This is a genomic window from Oleiphilus sp. HI0043, from assembly GCF_001634935.1.
Map to the genome: position 1 here is coordinate 1 of NZ_LWEY01001813.1, position 807 is coordinate 807.

Sequence of the window (807 nt, forward strand, 5' to 3'; positions counted from 1 at the left end):
CGTTGGGGTGCCAGATAATCGCAGGAATCGATGTCAGCAAAGCAGAGGATGTGGCTAGACTAGGTGTTGAGCTTCAAGGTGTGAAATTAGACCTTCTTATTAATAACGCCGGAATTCTTCGAGATGAGGTATTGGGGCATATCGACTATGATCAGCTCGAAGAGCAGTTTCGCGTGAATGCATTAGGCCCCTTGCGAGTAACAGAGGCGCTTCTCGGCAATTTGGATAGTGGTGGTAAGGTTGCCATCATCACCAGTAGAATGGGATCCATAGCTGATAATAGCAGTGGCGGTCGCTATGGCTACCGCATGTCTAAGTGTGCCTTAAATATCGCCTCAGTTTCTCTCGCGATGGATCTAGAAGATCAAGGTATTGCTGTCGGAGTCTTCCACCCGGGTCTAGTGGGTACTGAAATGATAGGAGGCTATGGCGACATTACCCCTGATCAAGCTGCTGAGCGTTTAGCTCAGAGAGTAGATGAGTTGAATCTTACGAATACTGGTACGTTCTGGCATTCAAATGGGGATGTTCTGCCTTGGTAGCTAAGTGAGGTTTAACTGACACTTTTTAATCAAACCTCGTGAGGTGGAAATGCAGTTGTTGGGTGATATTCAAAATAAGTTAGAGCGAGATTTTGGCAAGCAGTGGTTGCTGGCCAAAGATGAAATTGAGGCCTTGTTTGTTAAAACAAATTGGCGTGTAACAAATCGAATTGTACGTGCGGCCATCTATGTCGCGGACGGAGACTTCGATGAGTTAAGTCGATCTATAGAGCGTGTCCTATCAGATTATAAAGATCTTTTATGG

General features: G+C 45.7%; 2 protein-coding genes. Both read left to right on the top strand.

All coding sequences use genetic code 11. From position 1 onward, the window contains the following. Positions 1–542, top strand: a 542-nt coding sequence (locus A3729_RS27945) for an SDR family NAD(P)-dependent oxidoreductase (RefSeq protein WP_068634516.1), incomplete at its 5' end; no start/stop codon positions are given. 49 nt (positions 543–591) lie between these two features. After that, positions 592–807 (top strand): hypothetical protein (locus A3729_RS27950; protein ID WP_156498184.1); only part of this gene is annotated, 216 nt, incomplete at its 3' end.